Source organism: Klebsiella sp. WP4-W18-ESBL-05 (genome assembly GCF_014169075.1).
GTDB classification, from domain to species: Bacteria; Pseudomonadota; Gammaproteobacteria; order Enterobacterales; family Enterobacteriaceae; genus Kluyvera; species Kluyvera ascorbata_B.
The window spans coordinates 1,449,825-1,475,606 of the sequence record NZ_AP022057.1 but is presented as its reverse complement, the minus strand read 5'-3'; the positions used below and the strand labels follow the sequence as shown (position 1 = coordinate 1,475,606).

The 25,782-nt window shown below is 56.5% G+C and carries 20 protein-coding genes and 2 pseudogenes; 9 read left to right on the top strand and 13 right to left on the bottom strand.

Going from position 1 to position 25,782, the window contains the following annotated elements:
* Nucleotides 1–3: 3 nt before the first annotated feature.
* From sucA to sdhC, 5 genes are all read right to left on the bottom strand, one after another.
* A complete protein-coding gene (gene sucA, locus H7R58_RS07100) occupies nt 4–2,805 on the bottom strand; it encodes a 2-oxoglutarate dehydrogenase E1 component (protein ID WP_182929275.1) in 2,802 nt (933 codons plus the stop codon).
* Between the two features lie 298 nt (nt 2,806–3,103).
* On the bottom strand, nt 3,104–3,820 hold the full coding sequence (gene sdhB / locus H7R58_RS07095; protein WP_064548333.1) for a succinate dehydrogenase iron-sulfur subunit SdhB: 717 nt from the start codon (nt 3,818–3,820) through the stop codon (nt 3,104–3,106).
* Between the two features lie 15 nt (nt 3,821–3,835).
* A complete protein-coding gene (sdhA, locus tag H7R58_RS07090; RefSeq protein WP_106924644.1) occupies nt 3,836–5,602 on the bottom strand; it encodes a succinate dehydrogenase flavoprotein subunit in 1,767 nt (588 codons plus the stop codon).
* The gene (sdhD, locus tag H7R58_RS07085; protein WP_182929276.1) at nt 5,602–5,949 is read right to left on the bottom strand and encodes a succinate dehydrogenase membrane anchor subunit; all 348 of its coding nucleotides are present in this window, start codon (nt 5,947–5,949) and stop codon (nt 5,602–5,604) included. The genes sdhA and sdhD overlap by 1 nt, the downstream gene beginning before the upstream one ends.
* On the bottom strand, nt 5,943–6,347 hold the full coding sequence (gene sdhC / locus H7R58_RS07080; RefSeq protein ID WP_181357960.1) for a succinate dehydrogenase cytochrome b556 subunit: 405 nt from the start codon (nt 6,345–6,347) through the stop codon (nt 5,943–5,945). Before sdhC ends, sdhD begins: the two co-directional genes overlap by 7 nt.
* Nucleotides 6,348–6,984: 637 nt before the next feature.
* On the opposite strand from sdhC, the gene H7R58_RS07075 reads away from it, so the two are divergent.
* Complete coding sequence (locus tag H7R58_RS07075; RefSeq protein ID WP_106924645.1) at nt 6,985–8,268, top strand: citrate synthase; 1,284 nt, start codon at nt 6,985–6,987, stop codon at nt 8,266–8,268.
* 138 nt (nt 8,269–8,406) lie between these two features.
* Here the strand turns inward: H7R58_RS07075 and nei are convergent, their stop codons facing one another.
* The 3 genes and pseudogenes from nei to H7R58_RS07060 all read right to left on the bottom strand — a co-directional run.
* Nucleotides 8,407–9,198: an endonuclease VIII gene (gene nei, locus H7R58_RS07070; protein ID WP_182929277.1), complete on the bottom strand. Its 792-nt coding sequence runs from the start codon at nt 9,196–9,198 to the stop codon at nt 8,407–8,409.
* An 80-nt stretch (nt 9,199–9,278) separates the two neighbouring features.
* On the bottom strand, nt 9,279–10,148 hold the full coding sequence (locus H7R58_RS07065) for a DUF1266 domain-containing protein (protein WP_182929278.1): 870 nt from the start codon (nt 10,146–10,148) through the stop codon (nt 9,279–9,281).
* A gap of 207 nt (nt 10,149–10,355) precedes the next feature.
* A pseudogene (locus H7R58_RS07060) lies at nt 10,356–10,487 on the bottom strand (allophanate hydrolase subunit 2 family protein); the annotation flags it as partial.
* Between the two features lie 97 nt (nt 10,488–10,584).
* On the opposite strand from H7R58_RS07060, the gene H7R58_RS07055 reads away from it, so the two are divergent.
* Complete coding sequence (locus H7R58_RS07055; protein ID WP_001395480.1) at nt 10,585–11,616, top strand: IS630-like element ISEc33 family transposase; 1,032 nt, start codon at nt 10,585–10,587, stop codon at nt 11,614–11,616.
* 20 nt (nt 11,617–11,636) lie between these two features.
* Here the strand turns inward: H7R58_RS07055 and H7R58_RS07050 are convergent.
* From H7R58_RS07050 to H7R58_RS07040, 3 genes and pseudogenes are all read right to left on the bottom strand, one after another.
* A pseudogene (locus H7R58_RS07050) lies at nt 11,637–12,443 on the bottom strand (biotin-dependent carboxyltransferase family protein); the annotation flags it as partial.
* Entirely contained in the window at nt 12,437–13,093 is a 657-nt protein-coding gene (pxpB, locus tag H7R58_RS07045; protein WP_182929280.1) for a 5-oxoprolinase subunit PxpB, read from the bottom strand. The gene pxpB and the pseudogene H7R58_RS07050, both read right to left, overlap by 7 nt.
* Before the next feature lie 17 nt (nt 13,094–13,110).
* Nucleotides 13,111–13,854 (bottom strand): type 2 GTP cyclohydrolase I, encoded by a 744-nt coding sequence (locus H7R58_RS07040; protein ID WP_106924650.1) that lies wholly within the window; start codon nt 13,852–13,854, stop codon nt 13,111–13,113.
* Between the two features lie 281 nt (nt 13,855–14,135).
* Between H7R58_RS07040 and dtpD the strand changes: the two genes are divergently transcribed.
* Nucleotides 14,136–15,617: a dipeptide permease DtpD gene (gene dtpD, locus H7R58_RS07035; protein WP_182929281.1), complete on the top strand. Its 1,482-nt coding sequence runs from the start codon at nt 14,136–14,138 to the stop codon at nt 15,615–15,617.
* Nucleotides 15,618–15,639: 22 nt separating this feature from the next.
* Here dtpD and phrB read toward each other — a convergent pair whose 3' ends face one another.
* Both phrB and H7R58_RS07025 read right to left on the bottom strand, forming a co-directional pair.
* Nucleotides 15,640–17,061, bottom strand: coding sequence for a deoxyribodipyrimidine photo-lyase (gene phrB, locus H7R58_RS07030; RefSeq protein ID WP_106924652.1), 1,422 nt, complete (start codon nt 17,059–17,061; stop codon nt 15,640–15,642).
* 180 nt (nt 17,062–17,241) lie between these two features.
* Nucleotides 17,242–17,448 (bottom strand): YbfA family protein, encoded by a 207-nt coding sequence (locus H7R58_RS07025; RefSeq protein WP_106924653.1) that lies wholly within the window; start codon nt 17,446–17,448, stop codon nt 17,242–17,244.
* 304 nt (nt 17,449–17,752) lie between these two features.
* On the opposite strand from H7R58_RS07025, the gene kdpF reads away from it, so the two are divergent.
* Genes kdpF through kdpE form a run of 6 tightly spaced genes read left to right on the top strand, consistent with a single transcriptional unit; the run spans nt 17,753 to nt 25,540 of the window.
* Nucleotides 17,753–17,842, top strand: a complete 90-nt coding sequence (kdpF, locus tag H7R58_RS07020; protein ID WP_077625464.1) for a K(+)-transporting ATPase subunit F — start codon at nt 17,753–17,755, stop codon at nt 17,840–17,842.
* Entirely contained in the window at nt 17,842–19,521 is a 1,680-nt protein-coding gene (gene kdpA / locus H7R58_RS07015) for a potassium-transporting ATPase subunit KdpA (RefSeq protein ID WP_182929282.1), read from the top strand. The genes kdpF and kdpA overlap by 1 nt, the downstream gene beginning before the upstream one ends.
* A gap of 20 nt (nt 19,522–19,541) precedes the next feature.
* The gene (kdpB, locus tag H7R58_RS07010; protein WP_106924655.1) at nt 19,542–21,590 is read left to right on the top strand and encodes a potassium-transporting ATPase subunit KdpB; all 2,049 of its coding nucleotides are present in this window, start codon (nt 19,542–19,544) and stop codon (nt 21,588–21,590) included.
* Between the two features lie 10 nt (nt 21,591–21,600).
* Nucleotides 21,601–22,176 carry a potassium-transporting ATPase subunit KdpC gene (kdpC, locus tag H7R58_RS07005; protein WP_106924656.1) on the top strand — a complete coding sequence of 192 codons (576 nt, stop codon included), beginning with the start codon at nt 21,601–21,603 and terminating at the stop codon, nt 22,174–22,176.
* A 2-nt stretch (nt 22,177–22,178) separates the two neighbouring features.
* Nucleotides 22,179–24,866 (top strand): two-component system sensor histidine kinase KdpD, encoded by a 2,688-nt coding sequence (kdpD, locus tag H7R58_RS07000; RefSeq protein ID WP_182930661.1) that lies wholly within the window; start codon nt 22,179–22,181, stop codon nt 24,864–24,866.
* Nucleotides 24,863–25,540, top strand: coding sequence for a two-component system response regulator KdpE (kdpE, locus tag H7R58_RS06995; RefSeq protein ID WP_106924657.1), 678 nt, complete (start codon nt 24,863–24,865; stop codon nt 25,538–25,540). The genes kdpD and kdpE overlap by 4 nt, the downstream gene beginning before the upstream one ends.
* Nucleotides 25,541–25,782 lie beyond the last annotated feature (242 nt).

Below are 25,782 nucleotides of genomic sequence, written 5' to 3'. Positions count from 1 at the left end.
TAATTAATCGACGTTCAGCGCGTCATTGACCAGATCTTGTTGCTGCTTCTGGTGAACGGACATATACCCTACCGCCGGTGAGGCGGAGGCCGGGCGACCTGCATAGCGCAGAGCGGCCCCAAATGGAATCACATCACGGAAATGATGCTGGCTGCAGTACCAGGCGCCCTGGTTGAGCGGCTCTTCCTGGCACCAGACAAAATCATGCACGTGTGCATAAGGTTTCAGTGCTTCTTGTACCGCCTGGTGCGGGAACGGGTACAGCTGTTCAACACGCACGATAGCGACATCTTTCTGATCGTTCTTACGGCGCTGTTCCAGCAGGTCGTAGTAAACCTTACCAGAACACAGCACCACGCGTTTCACCGCTTTCGGGTCCAGATCGTCAATTTCACCAATCGCCGGCATGAAGGTACCGTTCGCCAGCTCATCCAGGCTGGAAACCGCCAGCGGGTGGCGCAGCAGCGACTTCGGCGACATGACCACCAGCGGACGGCGCATCCCGCGCAGCGCCTGACGACGCAGCATGTGATAAACCTGTGCCGGGGTCGACGGTACGCAAACCTGCATGTTCTGCTGTGCGCAAAGCTGCAGATAACGTTCCAGACGCGCGGAGGAGTGCTCCGGGCCCTGTCCTTCGTAGCCGTGCGGCAGCAGCATCGCCAGGCCACACATACGGCCCCACTTCTGCTCACCGGAGGAGATAAACTGGTCAATCACCACCTGCGCACCGTTGGCGAAGTCGCCAAACTGCGCTTCCCAGATGGTCAGCGTGCGCGGCTCAGCCGTCGCATAGCCGTATTCAAATGCCAGTACCGCTTCTTCAGACAGCACGGAGTCCCACACTTTGAAATCGCCCTGGCCGTTGTGCACGTGCTGCAGCGGGGTGTAGGTCGAACCGTTGGTCTGGTTATGAATCACCGCGTGACGATGGAAGAAGGTACCACGACCGGCATCTTCACCAGACAGACGCACCGGGATGCCTTCATCAACCAGCGTGGCGTACGCCAGGTTTTCCGCGCCGCCCCAGTCGAACAGCTTCTCGCCAGCCGCCATGGCCTGACGGTCACCGTAGATTTTCGCTACGCGCGACTGCATTTCCACGCCTTCCGGCACGGTGCTGATACGATTAGCCAACTCCTGCAGGCGCTTCATGTCAACCTTGTTCGGGTAACTTTCGTCCCATTCATGATTGAGGTACGGCGACCAGGTAAAGGAGTGCAGGTTCATTGGACGCCACTCTTTCACCACGCATTCGCCCGCGTCCAGCGCGTCGCGATACAGGTTAACCATTTCAGTGGCATCTTCCAGCGTCGCGACTTTGTCCGCTTCCAGCTTGTCAGCGTAGAGTTTGCGCGGGGTCGGATGCTTTTTGATTTTCTGGTACATCAGCGGCTGGGTTGCGCTTGGCTCGTCGGCTTCGTTGTGGCCATGACGGCGGTAGCACACCAGGTCGATGAACACGTCGCGCTTGAAGGTATTACGGAAGTCCAGCGCCAGACGGGTCACGAAGGCCACGGCTTCCGGATCGTCCGCGTTAACGTGGAAAATCGGCGCCTGAACCATCTTACCGATGTCGGTGCAGTACGGCGTAGAACGCGCGTCCAGCGGGTTAGAGGTGGTGAAGCCCACCTGGTTGTTGATAACGATGCGAACGGTACCGCCCACTTCGTAACCCCGCGCTTTGGACATGTTCAGGGTTTCCTGAACCACGCCCTGCCCGGTCACTGCCGCATCGCCGTGAATGGTGATAGGCAGTACTTTATTACTGCTCGGCTCGTCCAGTCGGTCCAGACGCGCGCGAACGGAACCCATGACGACCGGGCTCACGATTTCGAGGTGCGACGGGTTAAACGCCAGCGCCAGGTGTACCAGACCGCCTTCGGTTTCGATGTCAGAAGAGAAGCCCATGTGGTACTTCACGTCACCGGTGCCGAGGTGTTCTTTATGTTTGCCGGAGAACTCGTCAAACAGCTCCTGGGACTGTTTGCCCAGTACGTTGATCAGCACGTTCAGACGACCGCGGTGCGCCATACCCAGCACCACTTCACGGGTACCGCTCTTGCCCGCATGGCGGATCATCTCTTTGAGCATCGGTACCAGCGCGTCGCCGCCTTCCAGCGAGAAGCGTTTTGCGCCCGGGAATTTCGCGCCCAGGTAGCGTTCCAGGCCTTCCGCCGCGGTCAGTTCGCTCAGGAAGCGCTTTTTCTCTTCTGCGCTAAAGGTGGCATGCCCCGCTTCAAAACGCTGTTGAATCCAACGTTTTTCTTCGGTGCTGGTAATGTGCATGTATTCCGCGCCAATGTGGCCGCAGTAGGTCTGTTTGAGGGCATCAATCAGATCGCCGAGCTTCATCGTCTCTTTGCCGATGGCAAAAGAACCTACGTTAAAGCTCTCCTGGAAGTCGGCCTCGGTCAGATCGTGGAAAGCGGGATCTAAATCAGCCACTCGCTCCTGCTGCCACAGTCCCAGCGGATCGAGATTCGCATGCTGGTGACCACGGAAGCGGTAAGCGTTGATAAGCTGCAGGACTTTAACCTGCTTCGCATTCGTGTCAGGGTCGGAAATCGAAGAAGAGTAACGTGAGGCATCCTTCGCCAGACGACGGAAATAATCACGCGTTTTGGAATGAAATTGATCCGGTTTGACTCCGGTACCAGGTAACTGCTGGAACATTGAACGCCAGTGAGCGTCGACAGAGTCAGGATCGGTTAAGAAGTCTTCATAGAGCTGTTCTATCCAGCTCTGGTTCGCACCAGAGAGGTAAGAAGAGTCCAGCCAGGCTTTCATTGCGCCGTTCTGCATCGTGATCCCTTAAGCATTTTATGCTTATTTCGCCGTGGATAACTACGACGTACGCCGGTAAAGCACACGTCCCAGGGTTCACTTGCGAGCTCTTGTATTTGCACTGGCCCGCGAAGGAACCTTTAGAAACTGTCTTTAGAGTTTTTTGGACTCTCACCCTTTCTGCTCAGAGAAAGTAGATTTGGCAGTTTTTAAAGGTTTCCTGCATGTTTGTTGCCTGATGGCGCTTCGCTTATCAGGCCTACGGGGGATGTAGGCCGGATAAGACGGTACGTCGCCATCCGGCAACAATGACTACTTACGCACTACGTTGCAGCAGCATCGACTTAATGTGGCCGATGGCGCGCGTCGGGTTCAGACCTTTCGGACATACACTGACGCAGTTCATGATGCTATGGCAGCGGAATACGCTGAAAGCGTCACTTAACCCTTCCAGGCGGCTGTCGGTTTCGGTATCACGGCTATCAATTAAGAAGCGATACGCAGCCAGCAGGCCTGCCGGGCCGATAAACTTGTCCGGGTTCCACCAGAACGACGGGCAAGAGGTCGAACAGCATGCGCAGAGAATACACTCGTACAGACCATCGAGTTTCTCACGCTGCTCCGGCATCTGCAGATGCTCACGAGCCGGAGGATTTTGCCCATTATTCAACAAGTAAGGCTTAATCTTCTCATACTGTGCGTAGAATTGCCCCATGTCTACCACCAAATCGCGGATCACCGGCAATCCAGGCAGCGGACGGATAACAATTTTCTTGCCCGGCTGATTCAGCGCGGAGATCGGCGTAATGCATGCCAGACCGTTTTTCCCGTTCATGTTCAGACCGTCCGAACCACAAACCCCTTCACGGCAGGAGCGGCGGAACGACAGGCTCGGATCTTTTTCTTTCAGCTGGATTAACGCATCCAGCAGCATCATGTCGCGACCTTCTTCCGCTTCCAGGGTGTAATCCTGCATGCGCGGAGCATCGTCTACGTCCGGGTTATAACGATAAACTGAAAACTCGAGTTTCATTTTCCTGTCTCCGCATTAATAAGTACGAATCTTCGGCGGGAATGCCGGACGCAGTTTCGGCTCCATATTGACGCTACGACGCGTCATGGATTCCGACTCTGGCAGATACAGGGAATGGCACAGCCAGTTTTCATCATCACGTTCCGGGAAGTCGAAGCGGCTATGTGCGCCACGGCTTTCGGTACGGAAGTTTGCCGACACCGCGGTGGCGTAAGCGGTTTCCATCAGGTTATCCAGCTCCAGGCACTCTACGCGCTGGGTGTTGAACTCGCTGGAAGTATCGTCCAGGCGCGCATTTTTCAGGCGCTCGCGGATAGCCTTCAGCTGCTCCAGACCTTTTGCCATCGCATCACCTTCACGGAACACCGAGAAGTTGTGTTGCATACATTCCTGCAGCGCTTTGCGGATTTCAACCGGGTCTTCACCGTTACGATTACCGTTCCAGCGGTTCAGGCGTTCCAGAGAAGCGTCGATCTCTTCTTCGGTTGCATCACGCAGTACGCCCTGCTCGGCAATGGATTCCTGCAGATGCAGGCCAACGGCACGACCAAATACCACCAGATCCAGCAGCGAGTTACCGCCCAGGCGGTTGGCGCCGTGAACGGATACGCAGGCAATTTCACCTACCGCGAACAGACCAGGAATCACCACATCTTCGCCCTGCTCGTTCACGGTCAGCGCCTGACCGCTTACTTTGGTCGGAATACCGCCCATCATGTAGTGGCAGGTTGGGATAACCGGGATTGGTTCTTTAACCGGGTCAACGTGTGCGAAGGTACGAGACAGCTCCAGAATGCCCGGCAGACGGGATTCCAGCACTTCTTTACCCAGATGATCCAGCTTCAGCTTGGCGTGTGGACCCCATGGGCCGTCACAGCCACGACCTTCACGGATTTCGATCATGATGGAACGCGCCACCACGTCACGACCCGCCAGGTCTTTCGCATTCGGCGCATAACGCTCCATGAAGCGCTCGCCGTGTTTGTTCAGCAGATAACCACCTTCACCACGGCAGCCTTCTGTGACCAGAACGCCCGCGCCGGCAATACCGGTCGGGTGGAACTGCCACATCTCCATATCCTGCACCGGCACACCGGCACGGATAGCCATACCCACGCCGTCACCGGTATTGATGTGGGCGTTAGTGGTGGACTGATAAATACGCCCTGCACCGCCGGTCGCCAGAACGGTGGCACGGGCTTTGAAGTAAACCACTTCGCCGGTTTCGATACACAGGGCAGTACAACCCACAATCGCGCCATCGGCATTTTTCACCAGATCCAGCGCATACCACTCGGAGAAAATCGTGGTGTGGTTTTTCAAATTCTGTTGATAAAGAGTATGCAACAGCGCGTGACCGGTACGGTCAGCCGCTGCGGCGGTACGTGCTGCCTGCTCGCCGCCGAAGTTTTTCGACTGGCCGCCAAACGGACGTTGATAGATGGTCCCATTCTCCAGACGGGAGAACGGCAGCCCCATATGGTCCAGCTCCAGAATCGCTTCCGGACCGGTTTTACACATGTATTCAATCGCGTCCTGGTCACCGATATAGTCCGACCCTTTTACGGTGTCGTACATATGCCATTCCCAGTTATCTTCATGGGTATTACCGAGCGCCACGGTGATGCCACCCTGCGCTGATACGGTATGGGAACGGGTCGGGAACACTTTAGACAACAGCGCACAGGTCTGGCCGCTTTGGGAAATTTGCAGCGCCGCGCGCATACCTGCGCCACCGGCACCAATCACTACAGCATCAAATTCTCTGACTGGCAGTTTCATCACACACCCCACACCACAACAAATCCATAGATAACGTAAACCAGCAGCGCAACAACAATCATCAGTTGCAGCGTCAGGCGCAGCGCCAGCGGTTTAACGTAGTCGGTTAACACCTGCCACATGCCGATCCAGGCATGAATCAAGATGGAGAACAGAGCCAGCAGGGTGAACACTTTAGTGAACGCAGAGGCAAAGAAACCGCTCCAGATTTCCCAGGTGACTTCACCGTGAATCGCAAAAAAGCCCACCATGTAGATGATGTACAGAGTCAGGACAATAGCGGTGGCGCGAACGAGGATGAAGTCATGTACGCCGTTGCGTCCTAATGCTGAGGCGTTGCTTACCATACGAGGACTCCTGCAAGAATTGAAAGCACGACAGTAATAACGAAAGAAATTTTGGCAGAGCGCTTACCGGCCTCGAGGGTTTCTTCGATATAACCGAAATCCATTAACACGTGACGAATACCCACAACCGCGTGGTAGGCCAGCGCAGTGAGGATGCCCCACATAATGAATTTAACGAAGAAACTGCTCATGATAGAGGAAGCGGTCAGGAAGCCTTCCGGGGAAGAGAGACTGGTGCCCAGCAGCCAAAGCAGAATGCCCACCGCCACAAACGTAATCACGCCGGAAACGCGATGAAGAATGGACGCTATCGCTGTTATAGGGAACCGGATCGTTGTCAAATCCAGATTGACAGGTCTTTGTTTTTTCACATTTCTTATCATGAATAACGCCCACATGCTGTTCTTATTATTTCCTTCCTCCGGTCTGCAGGCGGGTCAAGCAGCGTCCTTTCTATAACTTCGCGTCATGGTTAAATCTGCTCACAGATGCTAAATCGACACGTTAAAACGCTGGGTGGCTCGGGATTGCAGGGTGTTCCGGAGACCTGGCGGCAGTATAGGCCGTTCACAAAATCATTACAATTAACCTACATATAGTTTGTCTGGTTTTATGCAGAACAGTGATCACGCTCACGATTAAAACAATTTTTTAAAAATTAATCACGTGATTTGACAAATATTAAACATTATTGTTACAACCATCACCTGTAAAAGCATATAATGCTCAAAAGTTATGGGGTCACTCTTTCACCTGATAATAAGTTATGTAACAGTGTGATGGGGTTGACCCAACCTATCAGTAAAGTTATTAGTGTTTGTTCAGGTTTGAATCATTGGATTGCTAAGACCCTGATTTGCTGTTGTTTCACTGTAGATTAGACGTGCACCGTCAAGCGCCCTTGCTCTGTACCCTTGTTGCATCTCTACAGCAGAGCCGTGAGCCAAATAACAAACTGGCACCGTCGAACTATTTTTTGAATTGCAAATCCGGCATCCGGCAGTCTTAAGCAAAAAGGCGCTAAGGAGACCGTAAATGGCTGATACAAAGGCAAAAATCACTCTATCGGGTGATACTGCTATTGAACTTGATGTGCTGAAAGGCACGCTCGGTCAGGATGTTATTGATATCCGTACTCTCGGTTCAAAAGGCATTTTTACTTTTGACCCTGGTTTTACCTCTACCGCATCTTGCGAGTCTAAGATTACTTTTATTGATGGCGACGAGGGCATCCTGCTGCACCGCGGCTTCCCTATCGATCAGTTAGCCACCGAATCTAACTACCTCGAAGTATGCTACATCCTCCTGTACGGCGAAAAACCGAACCAGGCCGAATTCAACGAGTTCACCACCACCGTCACTCGCCACACCATGATCCACGAGCAGATTACCCGTCTGTTCCACGCCTTCCGTCGCGACTCTCACCCGATGGCGGTGATGTGCGGGATCACCGGTGCGCTGGCCGCGTTTTATCACGACTCTCTGGACGTCAATAACCCGCGTCATCGTGAAATTGCAGCCTTCCGCCTGCTGTCGAAAATGCCGACCATGGCGGCGATGTGTTACAAATATTCTATCGGTCAGCCGTTCGTATATCCGCGCAACGATCTCTCCTATGCCGGTAACTTCCTGCGTATGATGTTCGCGACGCCTTGCGAAGACTACGAAGTGAACCCAGTGCTGGAACGCGCCATGGACCGCATTCTGATCCTGCACGCTGACCACGAACAGAACGCGTCTACCTCCACCGTCCGTACGGCAGGCTCATCCGGCGCGAACCCGTTCGCCTGTATCGCTGCGGGTATCGCGTCTCTGTGGGGGCCTGCGCACGGCGGCGCCAACGAAGCAGCGCTCAAGATGCTGGAAGAGATCAGCTCCGTTGAGCACATTCCGGAATTCGTCCGTCGCGCGAAAGACAAGAACGACTCTTTCCGCCTGATGGGCTTTGGCCACCGCGTGTACAAAAACTACGACCCGCGTGCCACCGTGATGCGTGAAACCTGCCATGAAGTACTGAAAGAACTGGGCACCAAAGACGATCTGCTGGAAGTGGCCATGGAGCTGGAGCATATTGCGCTCAACGATCCGTACTTCATCGAGAAGAAACTGTACCCGAACGTCGATTTCTACTCCGGCATCATCCTGAAAGCGATGGGTATTCCGTCTTCGATGTTCACCGTTATCTTCGCGATGGCGCGCACCATTGGCTGGATTGCCCACTGGAACGAAATGCACACCGACGGCATGAAGATTGCGCGTCCGCGTCAGCTGTACACCGGCTACGAACAGCGCGACTTCAAATCAGACCTCAAGAAATAATTGAGCGTTTGAACGTAAAAAAGCGCCTGAGGGCGCTTTTTTTATGGCTATCCTGACGGCCTGATAAGCGAAGCGCCATCAGGCAACGCGTGGCTGATTGGCGGATGACGGCGACCGACACAACACACGCCCGCTCGCCTAGTGTTGGCAGCCAGGACACCAGTAAAACGGTCTTGATGACAGCATCGTCTTCTCAATCACCCCACCGCAGCGCTCACAGGTCTCGCCGTCGCGGTGAAACACTTTAAAGCGAAACAGCGCGCCGTGGTGTTTATTATCATCCACCAGGCCGCGCGTGTTGTAGGAAAGGCGAGGAATATCGAGCAGCGCATGCGACAGCGCCTCAAGCTGCTGTTCATCAAGCTGTGAGGCCTTGTGATTGCCGGTTAAGCCAACCTGCCACAGCACCTCAACCCGCAGATAGTTACCCAACCCGGCAAGAAACGCCTGATCAAGCAGCAGCCCGGAGAGCTGGCGATGACGGAATTTTGCCGACAACAGGCGTGCTTTAACCGCCTGTGGCGTCAGGCTCATGTCGAGCACATCGGGGCCAACGCGCAGTAAAAACGGGTGCGTTTTCAGCGTCTCAGCCGTCAGCATTTCGATATCTGAGGCACTGTAAAGCAGAATGGCTTTGTCTGCCGTTTGCAGCTTCACGCGCAGCACGCGCGTCGTTTGTGGGATTTCACCGGCGTTAACCACGCGCCACACGCCATAGAGCTGATTATGGCTATAGAGCGTCAGCCCGCTGGAAAAGTGCGTCAGCAGCGCCTTGCCGCGGGTTTCTACACGCGTTACGCGCTGCCCCACCAGGCCCGGCGCGTAGGTCGCAAGTTCAGGGAATGCAAACCACACCTCGGTCAAAGGTTGATCTTTGATTGCCGCTTCAAGGCTATCCGCCGCACGGCGGATCTCTGGGCCCTCAGGCATGCCTGTCTCCTTCTGCTAAACCATCACGCCTATTATCCTGAGCGTCCTGTCTTATTGGCGCAAGCGGCAATTTCGGCCGTTCAGGAGGCGTAAGGCTGAAAAGATGCGCGGCGAAATGGCGACGCGTCATCCTCCAGCAGCAGCCGGGCCCCCAAAATCCGGTTGCGCGGGCCAAACCAGGAAAGCAGAACGCCGAGCGGCCCTTTCACTCCGCCGTTCCACTCCAGATACATGACCAGATATGAGGCAGTCAGCTGCTCCCACGACGTGAATTGCCGCGCAATAAGTTCACCGACGATATTCAGAAACGATCGCGCTTCCTGTTCATCAATATAGCCAACGGAAAAGCCAATCCTGACCAGACACGAAGCCCGAACCAAATCGAAACCGGTAATCGGGCACGCATCGATGTCCTGGAACGGCAGCCCCTGATGTTGCAAAAAGGCGATATATCGCTCCTTACCTGCGATCGTCGCCATCGGTATATTTGCACCTGAGGTGGCGCGGGTGATGAGTTTATTCAGCATTTTGCGTAATGCCCGATCGCCATCAATATTCCAGGCCGAACTCATTAATAGCCGCGCGTCTTTAATATCTTCAACATTATTTAAATCCAGCTGCTCCAGTGAATTTATATAGCTAATAGATGGGTGAGGGCTCGCCGTTTCGCTAATCAGATACAGCGCCTCAGCGCAGGCGGCAAGACGTTCGTTGTCGGTACGTAGCGGGTAGACCGGGCGAGTATTATAAAGCTTGGCGATGGCAAACGGCGTCGTTTGTTCCGACCTGCGCGTGGTCATAAAATGAAGAATAATAGCCAACAGCAGCCATACTAAAACCAGCCCATAAACCGTATGATAGATCGACTTACTGGGAAATAAATTAAACTGCCGCTCAGCTATTTCGCAGGCAAAAAAAACCGCCAGCGGCGTGACAATATTAAACATCATATTCCATCCCTGGATTACTGTTCAGACAGTGTGGATATAAGCACAACCTTAAGAGCAACGCTACAAAAGGTCTTTATCGCATGATGAAATCAGAATAAATAAATAATATTCAAATATTATTCCCAAAGATTACATTCAAGGCATAAATAATAAACCGGCGCATATTCCCCTCGCGCCGGTTTCATTACAGGAGACGCGTCTCCGCCGTCATGCTTCCTCATTCAGCCGCCAGCTAAGCTGCGCCAGATAACGCTGCTGGTCATCGCGAGCTTTCAGCGCCTCTTCCAGCGAGCAGCGGACAAAATGTATCGGCTGACCCAGCGGAATTTGCGCTAAATAGCTGCGCGGAATAGTAGATCACTGAAAGGGAACTCAGCCCGGATTGTGCGATCTGATCAATCGCCAAACCAACCAAAATCACCAACCGGACTGAGCGATGCCGATCATAGTACCAATACCCCGTGGCGAACGACGCCTGATGCAGAAAGCTATTCATAAAACGCGTGATAAAAATCATGCCCGCAGACTCACGGCCATGCTGATGCTTCATCGGGGTGAACGGGTCAGCGATGTTGCCAGAACTCTCTGTTGTGCCCGTTCATCCGTTGGTCGCTGGATTAACTGGTTTACGCACTCAGGTATTGAAGGCCTGAAATCCTTACCCGCAGGGCGCTCCCGACGCTGGCCTTTTGAACATATCTGCACCCTGTTACGTGAGCTGATAAAGCATTCTCCCGGCGATTTTGGTTATCAACGTTCACGCTGGAGCACCGAATTACTGGCAATAAAAATCAATGAGATAACCGGTTGCCAGTTACATGCAGGAACCGTTCGCCGCTGGTTGCCATCTGCGGGGCTTGTATGGCGCAGGGCCGCGCCAACTCTGCGTATCCGTGACCCACATAAAGATGAAAAGATGGCGGTAATCCACAAAGCGCTGGATGAATGCAGCGCAGAGCATCCGGTATTTTATGAAGATGAAGTGGATATCCACCTTAATCCTAAAATCGGTGCGGACTGGCAGTTGCGCGGACAGCAGAAACGGGTAGTGACGCCGGGGCAGAACGAAAAATACTATCTGGCCGGCGCACTGCACAGTGGCACGGGTAAAGTCAGCTACGTGGGCGGCAACAGCAAAAGTTCAGCGCTGTTTATCGCTCTGCTGAAGCACCTGAAAGCCACTTACCGGCGGGCGAAAACAATCACGCTGATCGTTGATAACTACATTATCCATAAAAGCCGCGAAACACAGCGCTGGTTGAAAGCAAATCCCAAGTTCAGGGTAATTTACCAGCCGGTTTACTCGCCGTGGGTGAATCATGTGGAACGGCTATGGCAGGCACTTCATGACACGATAACCCGTAATCATCAGTGCCGCTCAATGTGGCAGTTACTGAAAAAGGTCCGCCATTTTATGGAAACCGCCAGCCCATTCCCCGGAGGAAAACATGGTCAGGCAAAAGTGTAGCGGTATTAGGCGCAGCTATTTAGCTGGAACATATCGGCCTCAATAATACAGGCGATACGCGGATAGCCGCCGGTGGTCTGCGCATCATTCATCAGCACGATCGGCTGGCCGTTATGCGGCACCTGCACGACGCCCGGCACCAGCCCGTGCGACAGCAGCTCGCGCGCATGAGCGCGCGTCAGCGGTTGCCCTTTAAGCCGATAGCCCATGCGGTTGCTTTGCGGGCTGAGCTGCCAGGGTGAGCGCCAGAACGCCTCCTGCGAAACGTCATCGAACTCATGATACTCCGGCCCCGGCAGCGCACGGATGCGATTGCTGGCGAGAAGCGGCTTTACGCCGCGCGGCGCGCGGAAAGTACGCTGCTGCGTTGCCAGCGGCAGCACGTCACCATCGCGCAGACATCGCCCCTCAAGACCGCCGACGCCAGCATTCAGATCGGTACTGCGTGAGCCCAGCACCATCGGCACATCAATACCGCCCGCCAGCGCCAGGTAGCTACGGATGCCGTGCTGAGGGCGCCCGAGCATCAGCGTCTGCCCTGCCGTTGCCCAGTGTCGCCAACCGCTCCATACCGCCGCACCGTCCAGGGTGGCTTCGCAGCCCGCGCCGGTTAACGCAAACCAACCGTCGCGGGCAAACTGAAAGGTTGCCGCCCCCAGCGTAATCTCCAGCGCCGCAGCGTTAGCATCGTTGCCCACCAGCAAATTGGCCGTTATCAGCGCCGGCTTATCCATCGCGCCGCAGCGGCTCACGCCGGACTGTCGCAACCCATCACGCCCGGCGTCCTGCACTGAGGTATACATGCCCGCACGTATCACCTTTAGCATATTCCCTCCTTTTGCGGCACAAAGCGCACCGTATCCCCGGGGCGCAGCAGAATAGGATCCTCACGGTTCGGCGAAAACAGCGCCAGAGGCGTGCGACCAATCAGCTGCCAGCCACCGGGCGTCGACAGCGGATAAATACCGGTTTGCGCGCCGCCAATGCCGAGCGAACCGGCGGGCACTTTCAGCCTGGGCTCCGCGCGACGCGGCATATGCAGGCGCTCCGGCAGGCCACCAAGGTAAGGAAAACCTGGCTGGAAGCCGAGAAACCACACGACGTAGTCCACCGACGCATGAAGTTCTACGGCTTGCTTTGGCGTCAGGCCGCTCAGGCGGGCCACCTCGGGTAGGTCAGGGCCACTTTCTCCGCCGTAGACCACCGGGATATCGATTTGCCGCGAATCAGGCTCCAGCGCCTCACTCTCTTCCCACCAGCGCTGAAGGCGCTCAATGGCGTCCAGCGCCTGGGTCTGCGGATGGCGCAGAGTTACGGTAATATTATTCATTCCGGGAATCGCATCCACCACGTCCGGAATCGCCGCCAGACGCTGGGCCAATCGCCATACGCGCTTTTGCGCCGCCAGCGTGACCGGCGGTTCCAGCTCCAGCACGACGGCGGTTTCCCCTAACAGATAACAACGCGCTCGCTGCACTTTATGCCCCCCGTTAATCAGGCCGGATTAGGGATATCAACAAAGGTGACATCCAGATCGGTGGTTTCATTGAGCCATTCGCTCAACGCACGAATACCGCCGCGTTCGGTCGCATGGTGGCCCGCAGCATAAAAATGCAGCCCCTGCTCGCGAGCAGAATGAATGGTTTGTTCTGACACTTCACCGGTAATGAAGGCATCCACGCCGAAACGCGCTGCGCTATCGATAAATCCCTGTCCGCCGCCGGTACACCAGGCCACGCGGGAGACTTTTTCCGGCCCGGTATCGCCGCTCCACAGCGGTTTACGCCCCAGACGCACTTCTATCCACGACGCCAGCTCAAGCCCTGAAACCGGCATCGACAGTTCCCCCCACGGCACCAGGGGTTCAATTTCACCCATCACGTTAATACCGAGCAGGTGCGCCAGCTGGGCGTTATTCCCCAGCTCTGGATGTGCGTCCAATGGCAGATGCCAGCCATAGAGGTTGATGTCGTTTGCCAGCAGCGCCTTCAGGCGGTTGCGTTTCATGCCGCGAATCACCGGCGACTCGCCCTTCCAGAAATAACCGTGATGGACTATAACCGCATCCGCCTGCTGGCGTACGGCTTCATCAATCAATGCCTGACTGGCGGTCACGCCGGTCACAATTTTCTGTACCGTTTCACGCCCCTCGACCTGCAGGCCATTAGGTGCATAATCGCTAAAGGCACCGCTGCCAAGTTTTTCATTAATCAGTTGTTCTAGCTCGGTATTTTTCATTTTCGCTCCCTTAGCCATCAATGCTGTTAAGCAGAATAAAATAGCGTCACTTTGCCGCTACGTCGATACACAATGCCTGACATCCGCCGGAACGCCGCTTAACTACGCACAATAAATGCCTGAATAACACGATTTGCCTGTTTCAATGTGAGCAACTTCATGTATATTTATGCAACCATACCGCATATTACAAAGATAATACGCTTTTATACGCATTATTACATAAATGAAACAAAGCCTTACGCAGCAGGCCGTTGCCGGGTTTCGAGGTTAAATGTGCAATGAATAAATCACAATCGCAGCCGAAGGCAATTTACTACGTTGTCGCCCTGCAAATCTGGGAATACTTCAGCTTCTACGGCATGCGCGCGCTGCTGATTCTGTATCTCACCAACCAGTTGAAGTACAACGATACTCACGCCTACGAGCTGTTCAGCGCCTATTGTTCACTGGTTTACGTCACGCCGATTCTCGGCGGCTATCTGGCCGATAAAGTGCTGGGTAACCGCATGGCGGTGATGCTCGGCGCGCTGCTGATGGTCATCGGGCATATGGTACTGGGTGCCAGCGAAGTGGCCCCCATGTTCTTGTATCTGTCGCTGGCCATTATTGTCTGCGGCTACGGGCTGTTTAAATCCAACGTCAGCTGCCTGTTAGGCGAGCTGTATGAACCCACCGATCCGCGCCGTGACGGCGGTTTCTCGCTGATGTACGCGGCGGGTAACGTCGGGTCAATCGTGGCGCCTATCGCCTGTGGTTTCGCGCAAGAGCAGTATAGCTGGGCGATGGGCTTTACGCTGGCTGCCGTCGGCATGCTGGCCGGGCTGGTCATTTTTATCAGCGGCCGTCGCCACTTCGCTCACACCCGCGGGGTCAACAAAGAAGTACTGTGCGCGCGCAGCTTCCTGCTGCCCAACTGGGGCTGGCTGCTGGTACTGCTGGCCGTTGCACCGCTGTTTATTACGGTATTGTTCTGGCAGGAATGGTCGGTCTATGCGCTGATCGCGGCTTCGATTATCGGCCTGGCGGTACTGGCGAAAATTTACCGTCGCGCCGAAACGGCTGAACAGCGTAAAGACCTGCGCCTGATTGTGGTGCTGACCTTCTTCAGCCTGTTGTTCTGGGCCTTTGCCCAGCAGGGCGGCAGCTCAATCAGCCTGTATATTGACCGTTTCGTTAACCGTAACGTGCTGGGCTACGAAGTGCCGACCGCCATGTTCCAGTCGGTGAATGCCTTTGCGGTCATGCTTTGCGGCGTGGTACTGGCGTGGCTGATTAAAGAGCAGGTGACCCGCAACCGCGATCTACGGATCTGGGGCAAGTATGCGCTGGGCCTGGGGCTGATGAGCGCCGGGTTCTGTATTCTGACCCTCAGCGCCCGCTGGTCTGCCAGCTACGGGCACTCCTCCATGCCGCTGATGCTGCTGGGGCTGTCGGTGATGGGCTTTGCGGAGCTGTTTATCGACCCGGTGGCCATGTCGCAGATTACCCGTATTCAGATCCCGGGCGTCACCGGTGTACTGACCGGCATCTACATGCTGCTCTCCGGCGCGGTGGCCAACTATGTGGCGGGCATTATTGCCGACCAGACCTCGCAGGCCTCGTTTGATTCCGCCGGTGCGGCAGACTACTCCATCAATGCCTATATTGACGTCTTTAGCCAGATTACCTGGGGCGCGCTGGCCTGCGTCGGCGTCGTCATGGTTATCTGGCTGTACCACTCGGTGAAAGTTCGCCAACGCCGCCTGGCGGTTGACGCGTAACCCTGTCTATGAGGCCTGAAAATCAGGCCTCATTTTTCTTCGCAGCTTCATAGGCGGCAAGCGTGGCAACCCTCGCTTCACTGTGATTAACGATGGGCCGCGGATAATCCAATCCCCTTCCCTGCTTCTCAGCCCACGTCCACGGCTGATGAATCGCGCTGTCCGGCACCGCCGCCAGTTCCGGCAGCCACTGACGGATAAACGCCCCGCTTTTATCAAAACGTTCGCCCTGGGTTGTCGGGTTAAAGATACGAAAATAGGGCGCTGCATCGGTACCGGTTGAGGCCGCCCACTGCCAGCCGCCGTTGTTAGCCGCCAGGCAGCCATCCACCAGTTGCGACATAAAGTAGCGCTCCCCTTCCCGCCAGTCGATCAGCAGGTCTTTCACCAGGAAGCTGGCGACGATCATTCTCAGGCGGTTATGCATCCAACCAGTAGCATTGAGCTGGCGCATCGCGGCGTCGACGATCGGATAGCCGGTTTGCCCGCGCTGCCAGGCCGTCAGCGCCGCCGGGGCGTCGTGCCAGCGGACATTATCTGTCCACTTGATAAACGGTTGGTGCTGACAGAGCCGAGGATAATAAGTCATCAGATGGCGATAAAACTCACGCCAGATCAGTTCGTTTAGCCACACGCTGCCCGCACCGCCGTCCAGTGCCGCTGGCTGCTCGGCCAGCAGGCGATGCAGACACTGACGCGGTGACAGTACGCCAACGGTCAGGCACGCGGATAAACGGCTGGTCCCCTCAATCGCCGGGAAATCACGCTGAGATTCATACTCAGATGCGCCCTGCTGGCAGAACTGACGCAGCCGTTGAATCGCCGTGTTTTCATCGGCAGGAAACAGCGCCGGATCAAACGGCTGCTGCGGATAGGTCAATGTTATCGCCGGCCCAGCTATTACCGCAGGCGCATTTCTTGGCGCTGGCGCACGAACGCACTCCGGTAGGTGCTCACGCAGCCGTCGTAGCCAGGCGTTTTTATACGGCGTAAACACTTTATACATCTCGTGATTGCCGGTCACCACCGCCCCCGGTGGCAGGATCACGCTGTCATCAAACCCCTGACAGACGGTATCCACCAGCGAGTGTTCCACCTGGCGATCGCGCTGACGCTCGTTGAACTCATACTGATAGTTGTAGAAAAGGTGCGTGACCGCATGCCGTTTGCAGACGCTGCGCACCACCTCAATGCTGGCGGCAAAATCAGCCACCTCGTGGAAAATCAGCGGGATATTTTTCTCTGCCAGCGCCTGACGAAGCGCGTTCAGCTGCGCGGCAAGATAGGCGGCCTGGCGGGGGGCCATGGCGTGCGCCGCCCACTGTTGCGGGGTGGCAATATACAATGCCAGCACCTGCGCGTGCGGATCGCGGCAGGCAGCGGCAAGGGCGAGGTTGTCATGCAGGCGCAAATCAGCGCGGAACCAGACCAGATGCGTAGGCATAAAAATCCTGAATATATTTAACTAATACATTCATATTACACCAATTATTTCACAACACCTTTCGACGTTGATACCACACCTGCCTGATGGCGCTGCACTTATCAGGCCTGCATCACTGCAAATGCAAAAAGCCGCCCCTTTGCAGGAGCGGCTTGCGTGTTTTTTTTCGCTGCGACACGATTAATAAAAGTCGCAGGCGGCCTCTTCAGCCTGTTCCATCCATACCGGTTTCTCACTGGTTTTCGACCAGACGCGGTGCAGATAGCTGTAAAAACGGGCGCGGTCTTTCCAGAACAGCATCACCGGCAGCGCCAGAATCCCCGCCACCACGGCGAAAGTACGGCGCATTAACACGACGTGTGCAGGATATTTTTTGTACAGTTCCATATTCTCTCCCCTAAGTTGGCCGGCAATCTTCGCCGGAAAATCATGCTTGGTAATCTGTTTAAAATCGTACCGCTTTTTGTGTAATTTTACTACTCATCCGACCACTAATTTCGGTTTGTTTTGTGTTTATTTACATTCACCGCGTAACTTAGTTACGTGGTTGTTAAATTAATACTAACCATTAGTTAAATTGTGGATTTGTTATTTTTATACTTTTTTTACACCCCGCCCGGCAATTTTTGCGAAATCTTTGCACCTGAAAACCTACGCTTAGCGCAATAACTCAATCGTCCGGAGGTGGATTGTGACTACAGGCGTAATAGCCGGCGTGGTGCTGGTGTTCCTGTTACTGGCGTATCTGGTTTATGCCCTTTTGAAGGCGGAGGCGCTGTGATGGCTGCTCAGGGATTTCTACTCGTTGCCAGCTTCCTGCTGGTGCTGTTTATTCTCGCTCGCCCGCTCGGCAAGATGCTGGCGACGATGATCGGCAATGCGCCGCTGCCGGGTCTGGCCCGGACGGAAAGCGTTCTGTGGCGCATCCTCGGCATTTCCGGCCAGGAAATGAGCTGGCGACGCTATGCCATGGCCATCGTACTGCTGAACCTTTGCGGTCTGGCGGCGTTGTTTGCCATGCTAATGCTGCAAGGCTATCTGCCGCTTAACCCACAGCAGCTGCCGGGCCTGTCATGGCACCTGGCGCTGAACACCGCCGTGAGCTTCGTCAGCAACACCAACTGGCAGTCGTACAGCGGTGAAACCACGCTAAGCTATTTCAGCCAGATGGCTGGTCTGACGGTACAGAATTTCCTCTCTGCCGCCACCGGCATCGCCGTGCTGTTTGCGTTGGTGCGCGCTTTTGCCCGCCATAGCGTCAGTACGCTGGGTAACGCGTGGGTCGATATCACCCGTATTACCCTGTGGCTGCTGCTGCCCATTTCACTGCTGTTAGCGCTGTTCTTTATTCAGCAAGGCACGTTACAGAACTTCCTGCCCTACCAGCCGTTTACCACGCTGGAAGGTGCGCATCAGCTGCTGCCGATGGGCCCCGTCGCCTCACAGGAGGCCATTAAAATGCTGGGCACCAACGGCGGCGGGTTCTTTAACGCTAACTCTTCACACCCCTTTGAAAACCCGACGGCGCTGACCAACTTCGTGCAGATGCTGGCGATCTTCCTGATCCCGGCGGCGCTGTGCTTTGCTTTCGGCGAGTCGGTAGGCGACAACCGCCAGGGCCGGGCGATTCTGTGGGCGATGACGATTATTTTCGTGGTCTGCGTGGCGGTGGTGATGTGGGCGGAAACCCGCGGTAACCCACACCTGCTCGCGTTCGGTGCCGACAGCAGTATCAATATGGAAGGGAAAGAGAGCCGCTTCGGCATCCTTGCCAGCAGCCTGTACGCGGTGGTGACAACCGCAGCCTCCTGCGGTGCGGTAAACGCGATGCATGACTCCTTTACCGCGCTGGGCGGCATGATCCCGCTGTGGCTGATGCAGATTGGTGAAGTGGTCTTCGGCGGCGTGGGCTCCGGTCTGTACGGCATGCTGCTGTTCGTCCTGCTGGCGGTGTTTATCGCCGGGCTGATGATTGGTCGCACCCCCGAATACCTCGGCAAAAAAATCGACGTACCGGAGATGAAAATGACCGCGCTGGCGATTCTGGTCACCCCAACGCTGGTGCTGCTCGGCACCGCGCTGGCGATGATGACCGATGCCGGACGTAGCGCCATGGCCAACCCCGGTTCGCACGGCTTTAGCGAGGTGCTGTATGCCGTTTCGTCGGCCGCGAATAACAACGGCAGCGCCTTCGCGGGCTTAAGCGCCAACACGCCATTCTGGAACTGCCTGCTGGCGGTGTGCATGTTTGTTGGCCGCTTCGGCGTGATTCTCCCGGTGCTGGCAATTGCCGGTTCGCTGGTGAATAAAAAAATCCAGCCCGCTACGCCAGGCACGCTGGCGACACACGATGCCCTGTTTATTGGCCTGCTGATCGGCACCGTGCTGCTGGTGGGCGCACTGACCTTTATTCCCGCCCTGGCGATTGGCCCGGTAGCGGAACATCTTTCCCTGTTTTGAGTCATGCGGAGCAATTGGTTATGAGTCGCAAACAACTGGGCCTGTTTGAACCGTCTCTGGTTCGCCAGGCGTTGATCGACGCCGTGAAAAAACTCAGCCCCACCGTGCAGTGGCGTAATCCGGTCATGTTTATCGTCTGGATTGGCAGCGTGCTGACCAGCGCGCTGGCCGCCGCCATGGCGCTGGGTGCCCTGCCTGGCAACGTGGGCTTTAGTAGCGCCATCGCCCTGTGGCTGTGGTTTACCGTACTGTTTGCCAACTTTGCCGAAGCCATGGCCGAAGGCCGCAGTAAGGCGCAGGCCAACAGCCTGAAAGGGGTCAAAAAAACGGCTTTTGCCCGCAAATTGCGTGAGGCTCGCTACGGTGCCGCAATGGATCACATCCCGGCCGACGATCTGCGCAAAGGCGACGTGGTGCTGGTTGAAGCAGGCGACATTATTCCCTGCGACGGCGAAGTCATCGAGGGTGGCGCATCGGTAGACGAAAGCGCCATTACCGGCGAATCCGCACCGGTTATTCGTGAATCCGGTGGCGACTTCGCCTCGGTCACCGGCGGGACGCGCATCCTCTCCGACTGGCTGGTGGTGCGCTGTAGCGTCAACCCGGGGGAGACGTTCCTCGATCGCATGATTGCGATGGTGGAAGGTGCGCAGCGTCGTAAGACGCCGAACGAAATTGCCCTGACCATTTTGCTGGTGGCGCTGACTATCGTCTTCCTGCTGGCGACCGCCACCATCTGGCCGTTCTCCGCCTGGAGCGGTACGCCAATAAGCGTCACCGTGCTGGTCGCGCTGTTGGTATGCCTGATCCCCACCACCATTGGTGGTCTGCTATCGGCTATCGGCGTTGCCGGGATGAGTCGCATGCTGGGCGCTAACGTTATCGCCACCAGCGGTCGCGCCGTGGAAGCGGCGGGCGATGTCGACGTGCTGCTGCTGGATAAAACCGGCACTATTACGCTGGGCAACCGCCAGGCATCGCAGTTCCTTCCAGCACAAGGCGTAGACGAAAAAACGCTGGCCGATGCCGCTCAGCTGTCATCGCTGGCGGATGAAACCCCGGAAGGACGCAGCATCGTGGTGCTGGCAAAACAGCGCTTCAACCTGCGCGAACGCGACGTGCAGGCGCTGCACGCGACCTTCGTCCCGTTTACCGCACAGAGCCGGATGAGCGGGATAAACATCGACAACCGTATGATTCGCAAAGGTTCCGTTGATGCTATTCGCCGTCATATTGAAAGCAACGGCGGCCGCTTCCCGCTTGATGTCGAACAGAAAGTGGAAAGCGTCGCGAGCCTTGGTGCCACGCCGCTGGTCGTCGCCGAAGGCGCGCGCGTGCTTGGGGTCATAGCGCTGAAGGATATTGTCAAAGGCGGTATTAAAGAACGCTTCGCTCAACTGCGTAAGATGGGCATTAAAACGGTGATGATCACCGGCGACAACCGGCTGACCGCCGCGGCCATCGCCGCCGAAGCGGGCGTTGACGACTTCCTTGCTGAAGCCACGCCAGAAGCCAAGCTGGCATTGATTCGCCAGTACCAGTCCGAAGGCCGCATGGTGGCAATGACCGGCGACGGCACCAACGACGCCCCGGCGTTAGCCCAGGCCGACGTTGCGGTGGCAATGAATTCCGGGACTCAGGCGGCCAAAGAGGCGGGCAATATGGTCGACCTGGACTCTAACCCGACCAAATTGATTGAGGTGGTGCACATTGGCAAGCAAATGCTGATGACCCGCGGCTCGCTGACCACGTTCAGTATCGCCAACGACGTGGCGAAATACTTCGCCATTATTCCCGCCGCCTTTGCCGCCAGTTGGCCGCAGCTGGGAGTGCTGAACATTATGCGTCTGCACTCGCCGGACTCTGCGATTCTCAGCGCCGTCATTTTTAACGCGCTGATCATCGTGTTCCTGCTGCCGCTGGCGCTAAAAGGGGTGAGCTACCGCCCGCTGTCGGCATCAGCAATGCTACGCCGCAACCTGTGGATTTACGGCGCCGGCGGGCTGGTAGTGCCGTTTATCGGCATCAAACTCATTGATTTACTGTTAACCCTGCTGGGTCTGGTGTGAGGAAAAAACCATGTCTGCATTGCGTCCTGCCGTTGTTATCTTCCTGTTCCTCGCGGTTATCACCGGCGGTATTTATCCGCTCGTGACCACCGCGCTGGGGCAGTGGTTGTTCCATACTCAGGCTAACGGCTCGCTGATTTTTGACCATACCGATATTCGCGGCTCGCGGCTTACCGGCCAGTCCTTTACCGATCCTGGTTATTTCCAGGGCCGCCCTTCCGCCACCGCCGATACGCCGGATAACCCGATGGCCTCCGGCGGTAGTAACCTGGCGGGCAGTAACCCGGCGCTGGATAAGCTGTTTACCGACCGAATTGCCGCGCTACGTGCTGCCAATCCGGACGCCAGCAGCCGGGTTCCGGTTGAACTGGTGACCGCATCCGCCAGCGGACTAGACCCACACCTGACGCCCGCCGCTGCGTTATGGCAGGTACCGCGCATTGCCAAAGCGCGCCACCTTTCGCCGCAGTGGCTCATGCAGCAGGTTCAGGCCGCAACCCATAAGCCGCTGCTCGGCTTTCTCGGTCAACCTGTGGTAAATATTGTTGAGCTGAATATGGCGCTGGATGCCCACAAGGATAATTAATGATGACCGATGAGCCGCTGCGTCCTGACCCGGATCGCCTGCTGGAACAAACCGCCGATGCGCACCGCGGCAAGCTGAAGATTTTCTTCGGCGCCTGCGCCGGGGTCGGTAAAACCTGGGCCATGCTGGCTGAGGCGCAGCGGCTGCGCGCACAGGGGCTGGACGTGCTGGCGGGCGTGGTCGAAACCCACGGACGTAAAGAAACCGCCGCGATGCTCAACGGCCTGAGCATGCTGCCACCAAAGCGCACCGCCTATCGCGGCCGCTACGTCAGCGAGTTTGACCTCGACGCAGCCCTCGCCCGTCGCCCGGCGCTGGTGCTGATGGATGAGCTGGCCCACAGCAATGCCCCCGGTTCACGTCACCCTAAACGCTGGCAGGATATCGATGAACTGCTGGACGCCGGAATTGATGTGTTTACCACCGTCAATGTTCAGCACCTTGAGAGCCTCAACGACGTGGTCAGTGGGGTAACCGGGATTCAGGTGCGGGAAACGGTACCCGATCCCTTCTTTGACGCCGCAGATGAAGTGGTGCTGGTGGATCTACCGCCCGACGATCTGCGCCAGCGGCTGAATGAAGGCAAGGTCTATCTTGCCGGCCAGGCCGAGCGGGCCATCGAAAATTTCTTCCGTAAAGGGAACCTGATTGCCCTGCGCGAACTGGCGCTGCGCCGCACCGCCGAACGCGTGGACGAACAAATGCGCGCCTGGCGTGACGCGCAGGGACAGGAAAAAGTCTGGCATACCCACGATGCCATTCTGCTGTGCATCGGCCACCATGCCGGTAGCGAGAAGCTGGTACGTACCGCTGCCCGCCTGGCTGCTCGTCTGGGCAGCGCCTGGCACGCGGTTTACGTCGAGACCCCTGCGCTGCACCGTTTGCCGGAACCTCAGCGACGGGCAATCCTTAAATCGCTGCGCCTGGCGCAGGAGCTGGGAGCTGAAACCGCTACGCTCTCCGATCCCTCCGAAGAAGCCGCGGTGATTCGCTACGCCCGCGAGCATAATCTCGGCAAAATTGTGATTGGTCGCCAACAAAAGCGTCAATGGTGGCGCGGCGAACGCTTCGGCGATCGCCTCTCACGCCATGCTCCAGAGTTGGATCTGCTGGTTATCGGCGTGGATGAAACGCCGCTGCCTCTGCCGGATCGCCCGCACGATCGGCGGCCATGGCGGGATAAATGGCGCGTACAGATTCGCGGCTGCGCGGTGGCGCTCGCGCTGTGCGCGGCCATTACCTTTATTGCCGCGCAGTGGCTGGTGGCCTTTGAAGCCGCTAACCTCGTCATGCTCTACCTGCTCGGCGTGGTGATCGTGGCCCTGTTCTACGGCCGCTGGCCCTCGGTACTGGCCACGGTCATCAACGTCGTGAGCTTTGACTTAGTGTTCGTGGCGCCGCGCGGCACCCTGGCCGTGTCCGACGTACAGTATCTGTTGACCTTCGGGGTCATGCTGACGGTGGGGCTGGTGATCGGTAATCTGACCGCTGGAGTACGTTACCAGGCACGCGTTGCCCGCTACCGCGAGCAGCGAACGCGACACCTCTACGAGATGTCCAAAACGCTGGCGGTCGGGCGTAATGCCCGCGATATCGCCGTGACCTGCGAGCAGTATATCCGCTCGACGTTCCACGCCCGCAGCCAGGTACTGCTGCCGGATGAGCACGGTAAGCTGGCGGCGCTTAACCATCAGGAGGGCATGACGCCGTGGGATGAAGCCATTGCCCACTGGAGTTTTGACAAAGGGCTGCCCGCCGGGGCCGGAACCGATACCCTCCCCGGCGTACCTTATCTGATTCTGCCGCTGCGCAGCGCCGATAAAACCCACGGGCTGGTGGTGGTGGAACCCAATAATCTGCGCCAGTTAATGGTGCCGGAACAACAGCGGCTGCTGGAAACGTTCACCCTGCTGGTCGCCAGCGCGCTGGAGCGGCTGGCGCTGACGGCAAGCGAGGAGCAGTCCAGGCTTATCAGCGAACGTGAAAGCCTGCGCAACTCCCTACTGGCCGCTCTGTCGCACGATCTGCGCACGCCGCTAACCGTGCTGTTCGGACAGGCGGAAATTTTGACGCTCGATCTGGCCAGCAGCGGCTCGCCCTACGCGCCACAGGCAAACGAAATTCGCCAGCACGTGCTGAACACCACGCGGCTGGTCAATAACCTGCTGGATATGGCGCGCATTCAGTCCGGCGGGTTTAATCTTCATAAGGAATGGCTGACGCTGGAAGAGGTCGTCGGCAGCGCGCTGCGCACGCTAGAGCCCACGCTCGGCGGCCGCCGGATCGCGCTCGCCCTACCCGACCCGCTCATGCTGGTCCACCTCGATGGCCCGTTATTCGAGCGGGTGCTGAACAATCTGCTGGAAAACGCCGTGAAGTACGCAGGCAGCGAGGCACAAATCGGCATTCGCGCCACCACTGAGAATAACCGTCTGCTGCTCGACGTCTGGGACAGCGGGCCGGGTATTCCTCTCGGCCAGGAGCAGCTAATTTTCGCCAAATTTGCCCGCGGCAACAAAGAGTCGGCGATTCCCGGCGTCGGGCTAGGTCTGGCCATTTGCCAGGCAATCGTTGAGATCCACGGCGGCACGCTGTCGGCCAGCAACCGCCCGGAAGGGGGAGCCTGTTTTCGTGTTACACTTCCACTAGAAAAACCACCTGAACTTGAAGAGGGACCCGAGGAGCTGTGACCAGCGTTCTGATTGTTGAAGATGAACAGGCTATCCGCCGTTTTCTGCGCACCGCGCTGGAAGCAGAAGACCTGCGCGTGTTCGATGCCGATACCCTGCAACGCGGTCTGCTGGAAGCGGCGACGCGTAAGCCGGATTTAGTGATCCTTGACCTTGGCCTGCCCGACGGTGACGGTCTCGATTTTATCCGCGATATTCGCCAGTGGAGCCCGGTGCCGATTATTGTGCTGTCCGCACGCAGCGAAGAGCACGATAAAATTGCCGCACTGGACGCCGGCGCCGACGACTATCTGAGTAAACCATTTGGCATCGGCGAGCTTCAGGCACGACTGCGCGTGGCCCTGCGCCGCCATGCCAGCACGCAGCCGCACGATCCACAAGTGACCTTCTCTGATATCACCGTGGACCTGGCTTCACGACGCATAACCCGCGGCAGTGAAGAAATTCACCTCACCCCTATTGAGTTCCGCCTGCTGGCGGTGTTACTCAACAATGCTGGAAAAGTGCTCACTCAACGGCAGCTACTGAGCCAGGTGTGGGGGCCGAATGCGGTGGAACATAGTCATTATTTGCGCATTTATATGGGGCACCTTCGCCAGAAGTTGGAAATCGATCCCGCGCGCCCTCAGCATTTATTAACCGAAACCGGTATTGGCTATCGTTTTATGTTATGAATAATTATTCATAATAACCCTACTATCACATACTTATTTTATTAAGAATTAACGTAAGCCACCCGCATATTTAAATGGCGTGGCTTAATTCTACTTTAAATAAATAAAATACAAGTTGTTTACAACATCTCAACAAAACAGCATTTTATCCTGGCACACCACCTACCAATAATTGATTATTTTATGAATGATCTCCTATTGTTGATCAACCTCACAGTTTTGCGCCTTATCAGAGATAAAAT

Excerpts from the sequence above, each read along its gene's own strand:
- H7R58_RS07055 (WP_001395480.1), top strand. The coding sequence starts at position 10,585 with ATGCCGATCATAGTACCAATACCCCGTGGCGAACGACGCCTGATGCAG.
- kdpB (WP_106924655.1), top strand. The coding sequence starts at position 19,542 with ATGAGTCGCAAACAACTGGGCCTGTTTGAACCGTCTCTGGTTCGCCAG.
- kdpC (WP_106924656.1), top strand. The coding sequence starts at position 21,601 with ATGTCTGCATTGCGTCCTGCCGTTGTTATCTTCCTGTTCCTCGCGGTT.
- dtpD (WP_182929281.1), top strand. The coding sequence starts at position 14,136 with ATGAATAAATCACAATCGCAGCCGAAGGCAATTTACTACGTTGTCGCC.
- sdhB (WP_064548333.1), bottom strand. The coding sequence starts at position 3,820 with ATGAAACTCGAGTTTTCAGTTTATCGTTATAACCCGGACGTAGACGAT.
- kdpD (WP_182930661.1), top strand. The coding sequence starts at position 22,179 with ATGACCGATGAGCCGCTGCGTCCTGACCCGGATCGCCTGCTGGAACAA.
- phrB (WP_106924652.1), bottom strand. The coding sequence starts at position 17,061 with ATGCCTACGCATCTGGTCTGGTTCCGCGCTGATTTGCGCCTGCATGAC.
- sucA (WP_182929275.1), bottom strand. The coding sequence starts at position 2,805 with ATGCAGAACGGCGCAATGAAAGCCTGGCTGGACTCTTCTTACCTCTCT.
- kdpA (WP_182929282.1), top strand. The coding sequence starts at position 17,842 with ATGGCTGCTCAGGGATTTCTACTCGTTGCCAGCTTCCTGCTGGTGCTG.
- sdhA (WP_106924644.1), bottom strand. The coding sequence starts at position 5,602 with ATGAAACTGCCAGTCAGAGAATTTGATGCTGTAGTGATTGGTGCCGGT.
- H7R58_RS07065 (WP_182929278.1), bottom strand. The coding sequence starts at position 10,148 with ATGATGTTTAATATTGTCACGCCGCTGGCGGTTTTTTTTGCCTGCGAA.
- sdhC (WP_181357960.1), bottom strand. The coding sequence starts at position 6,347 with ATGTGGGCGTTATTCATGATAAGAAATGTGAAAAAACAAAGACCTGTC.
- H7R58_RS07040 (WP_106924650.1), bottom strand. The coding sequence starts at position 13,854 with ATGAAAAATACCGAGCTAGAACAACTGATTAATGAAAAACTTGGCAGC.
- sdhD (WP_182929276.1), bottom strand. The coding sequence starts at position 5,949 with ATGGTAAGCAACGCCTCAGCATTAGGACGCAACGGCGTACATGACTTC.
- H7R58_RS07075 (WP_106924645.1), top strand. The coding sequence starts at position 6,985 with ATGGCTGATACAAAGGCAAAAATCACTCTATCGGGTGATACTGCTATT.
- H7R58_RS07025 (WP_106924653.1), bottom strand. The coding sequence starts at position 17,448 with ATGGAACTGTACAAAAAATATCCTGCACACGTCGTGTTAATGCGCCGT.
- nei (WP_182929277.1), bottom strand. The coding sequence starts at position 9,198 with ATGCCTGAGGGCCCAGAGATCCGCCGTGCGGCGGATAGCCTTGAAGCG.